Annotated in this window: 3 protein-coding genes; 2 read left to right on the top strand and 1 reads right to left on the bottom strand. The window is 30.1% G+C overall.

Annotated elements, in window-relative coordinates; genetic code table 11:
- Nucleotides 1-201 precede the first annotated feature (201 nt).
- Entirely contained in the window at nt 202-1,212 is a 1,011-nt protein-coding gene (locus ACT8VG_RS05905; protein WP_444195406.1) for an acyltransferase family protein, read from the top strand.
- Between the two features lie 372 nt (nt 1,213-1,584).
- Here the strand turns inward: ACT8VG_RS05905 and ACT8VG_RS05900 are convergent, their stop codons facing one another.
- Nucleotides 1,585-2,079: a VanZ family protein gene (locus ACT8VG_RS05900; protein WP_444195405.1), complete on the bottom strand. Its 495-nt coding sequence runs from the start codon at nt 2,077-2,079 to the stop codon at nt 1,585-1,587.
- Nucleotides 2,080-2,397: 318 nt separating this feature from the next.
- Between ACT8VG_RS05900 and ACT8VG_RS05895 the strand changes: the two genes are divergently transcribed.
- The coding region (locus tag ACT8VG_RS05895) for a GH25 family lysozyme (protein ID WP_444195404.1) at nt 2,398-4,032 on the top strand (1,635 nt) is incomplete at its 3' end.

Raw genomic sequence — 4,032 nt, 5'->3', positions numbered from 1 at the left:
GAATCATGAAAAGTCCGCCATCATATCGCTTCAGACTTGATGGAAGGAACAATCCGAAATACAGACGACATCAGTCTGTTCTCATGATCGTAGCCCCATAGTTTAGAAAGATAATCACCATAAAATTTCTGAAATATTTACTAAAAATTGATGAATTTTAATATAAATGGTAGAATGATTTTTAAAGGGAGGGAATTTTTAATGAATATTGTTTTATTGCTTTTTTGTATTGCTGCATTTTATAATATTGAATGGATGAGTTATAATACCGATTATCTCTCTGTACAGCAAACGAAAAATTTAAAGGGGATTTTTACAATTACAGTAGTATTTCATCATCTTGCTACTTTTGCTGGTGTAGGAGAGGTGTATAATATGTTTCTTAGTGCTGGGTATATTGCAGTAGGAGGATTCTTGTTTATTTCTGGATACGGATTAATGTATCAATACATGCACAAAGGAAGGAACTATATAAAGACTTTTCCTAAAAGAAGGATACTCACAATTATTATTCCAGCAGTTATAATGGCAATTGTATATTTTATACTAAAAAAGGTGATGTATGGATATACTTTAAATACTCTTTTATATGACTTTAGAAGGGGTGTATCTGTTATTAGCAACGGCTGGTATGTAACTGCAATTATTTATTTTTATATTGCTTTTTTTGTTTCTATGATTTTGTCAGAACTCATCAAGAAGCCGAGATTTATGAGTATATTTATTTTTATTGCAACGTTTGTGTATATGGTGGTATGTAGAAAATTAAATTTTGAAGATCATTGGTTTAATGCTGCATTTGCTTTTTATTTTGGCGTTTTATGGGCTATGTTTAAATCTAAGATTGACTCAAATTTAAAAAAATCAATATATGTTATTGTTGGATGTATTATTGGGTTTTATTATTTATTCAATGTAATTATTCATTTTAGATATGGCTGGATGGAATTCAAATGTCTAATGTATCTTGCAATAATTGTGATGTTGGGAATGAAAATAAAATTACAAAGTCCATTTATGGAATGGGTGGGAGATCATTCTTTTGAAATTTATCTAGTGCATGGATTATTTTTTGATTTATTAAGAAACAAATACATTAATCTTGTAGATGGTTTCTCGTTTATGCTTACATTGTTTATCCTTACGTTTGTGTCTTCATATATACTTCATAAAATGTTTACATATATGGCCAAAAAAATAACAAATTGCTAGGAAGAGTTGCTTAGTCACTCTTCTTTTTTTATGATGAAATCGGGTGAGAAATATGAATAGAATACTAGTAGTAGAAGATGAAGAACCAATATTGAATTTAATAAGAATAAGCTTAAAGAAGCTGGATATGAGTGTATAGAAATGACCACAGGTCATGAAGCCATTGATTTAATGTCGTAAGTATCCTGATTAAATATATGTCATTTTTATAAAAAAGAGTTATCATAGTCTAGTTGTTAGGGATAGAAACGTTTTGAAGAGTGGTGTTGGATGAACGTTTCTTTCCCTTTCTTTTTTTACACATAATAACATAAAAACGCGTTACAAATAATATGAATAGAACCAGTTTATTATCTGGAATGCCTTTTTCATTTAATTTGAATAATGCTGTGCCTTTTTAATTAGAGTATAAATAATAAGTGTAAGTAATATCCCAATACATGCACCTGTAGAATCTATCATAACATCTCTAAAGCTTGCACTACGTCCTCCTACAAAGAACTGATGTAGTTCATCTGAACAGGCATAGAGGAAACTCACTAGTGAAGATATAAAGCATTTAAAGCGTAAGGGATAAGTTTCATAAGTAAACATCAGCAACATTGTAAGAATACTTAAAACGAAATATACAAACATATGTGCACATTTACGAATAATGAATTCTATAAAGCTAAAAGCTTCTGTAGATAATGTATTCACTATATTGTGTCCAGTCAATGTCTTAGATATATGTCCTATGAGATAGATGACTGATTGAGAAGAAGAGGAACTCTTAGGACCTGTTTGATTAGAAAAACAGAATATAACCCCCATCCAGATTATGATTAATAGAGTAAGTAGTATACGTAATTTCTTCTTTTTAGCCATAATGTTTCTCTCCCCCTTTCTTGAGTTTATAATATACAACATCTATGAAGAAAAGACAAATGTGTAGTGTATAGGTATTTTTGCTTACATACACTGTATAATTACAAATTTTATGATTGTTTGAATATCGAAGCATGAGATAATATTTGCTAATCTTTAATTTAGATGTTATATTATTAAATGCATGGAAGCGCATTTACTTTGTATTTATTGATTTTATTATTTTTATATCAGAATAAATTATGTGAAATTATTGATGCGAATTGATGATTCATAATACACATGTTAAAATGATTTTATGCGAAGGAGAACATATTGATGAAAAAAATATTTAAGAGATTATGCGTCACAGTTTTATCTTTTCTGATGGTTGTAAGTAGTACTACTCTTCCAGCATTTGGTGAAGACATCAACTATAATGGTGAAGATATTAACTATAATGAAAAGAATGATATAGCAAACAGCTTTAGATATTCTAATGGGCAAGTGAAGAATAGAGGCCGCGCAAATTATGCAGCACGTGCTTCAGTGAATTCTGGATGGCCTGATGATTCAAAAGCAATTTGTAAGGGAATTGATGTAAGCCATAATAATGGCACTATTGACTGGAAGAGAGTCAAACAGTCAGAAGTGGAATATGCAATTATTAGATGCGGTTATGGTTCAGATTCTAAGAGTCAGGATGATAAGAAATGGGAAAAAAATGTAAAGGGATGTACAGACAACAATATTCCTTATGGTGTCTACTTATATTCTTATGCGGATACTGTAGAAAAAGCTTCTAGTGAAGCAGATCATGTGATTCGTTTATTACAGGGTAAGAAGTTTAAGTATCCTGTTTATTATGATTTAGAAGAAGATGCAATACGTAAGAAATTAAGTAAAACTGAAATTGCGAATATTGCGAAGACATTCTGTAATAAGTTATCTGCAAAAGGATATACTGTTGGTATTTATGCGAACAAAGATTGGTTTACTAATTATTTAACTGATAGTTGTTTTAATAACTGGACTAAGTGGGTTGCACAATATAATACAGTTTGTAATTATCAGGGTAAATATGATATGTGGCAGTGTTCATCTACAGGAAGGGTGCCAGGTATTTCAGGTAATGTAGATTTAAACTATTCTTATAGTCCATTTGAAAATTCAAATGGTGTTATAGATTCACAATATACAGGTGTTGTGGAAAGTGGAAAAGATCTTCTCTATGTTAAAAAAGGTGTTGTAGATGAAAGCTATACACAATTAACTTATTATAATAATAATTGGTATTATTTTGAAAAAGGTTCAGTTAACTGGGATTACAGTAACCTAATCTACTACAACAATGCTTGGTATTATGTTTATCATGGTATGATTCATTGGGATTATTCAAATTTAGTTCTTTATAATGGTGCTTGGTATTATGTAAAGAATGGTCAGATAGATTGGAACTTTACAGATTTAGTTCTTTATGAAGGTACATGGTATTATGTAGTCAATGGGATTATTGATTTTAATTACACAGGTTTAGTTTATCATGCTGGTGAGTGGTACTATGTTTCTAAAGGAAAGGTAGACTGGAATCATTCAGGCCTTATTTACTACAATAAAGAATGGTTCTATATCGATCATGGACATATTAACTGGAATTATTGTAATCTCATTTACTACAATAAAGCATGGTATTATGTTTATCATGGTATGATTCATTGGGATTATTCAAATTTAGTTCTTTATAATGGTACTTGGTATTATGTAAAGAATGGTCATATTGATTGGAACTTTACAGATTTAGTTCTTTATGAAGGCACATGGTACTATGTAAAGAAAGCGACTATTGATTATTCTTATAAGGGTCTTGTTTATCATTGTGGTGGATATTACTATGTAGAGAATGGTATTATCAACTGGGGTTATAATGGTTATGCTCAGGTGAATAATAAAGGACCTCAATATAAAGTGGTTAAT

Source organism: Catenibacterium sp. (assembly GCF_052354645.1).
GTDB classification, from domain to species: Bacteria; Bacillota_I; Bacilli_A; order Erysipelotrichales; family Coprobacillaceae; genus Catenibacterium; species Catenibacterium mitsuoka_A.
Note: the sequence above shows the minus strand (reverse complement) of the source record. Positions and strands in the feature narration are given on the sequence as shown.

Excerpts from the sequence above, each read along its gene's own strand:
- ACT8VG_RS05905 (WP_444195406.1), top strand. The coding sequence starts at position 202 with ATGAATATTGTTTTATTGCTTTTTTGTATTGCTGCATTTTATAATATT.
- ACT8VG_RS05900 (WP_444195405.1), bottom strand. The coding sequence starts at position 2,079 with ATGGCTAAAAAGAAGAAATTACGTATACTACTTACTCTATTAATCATA.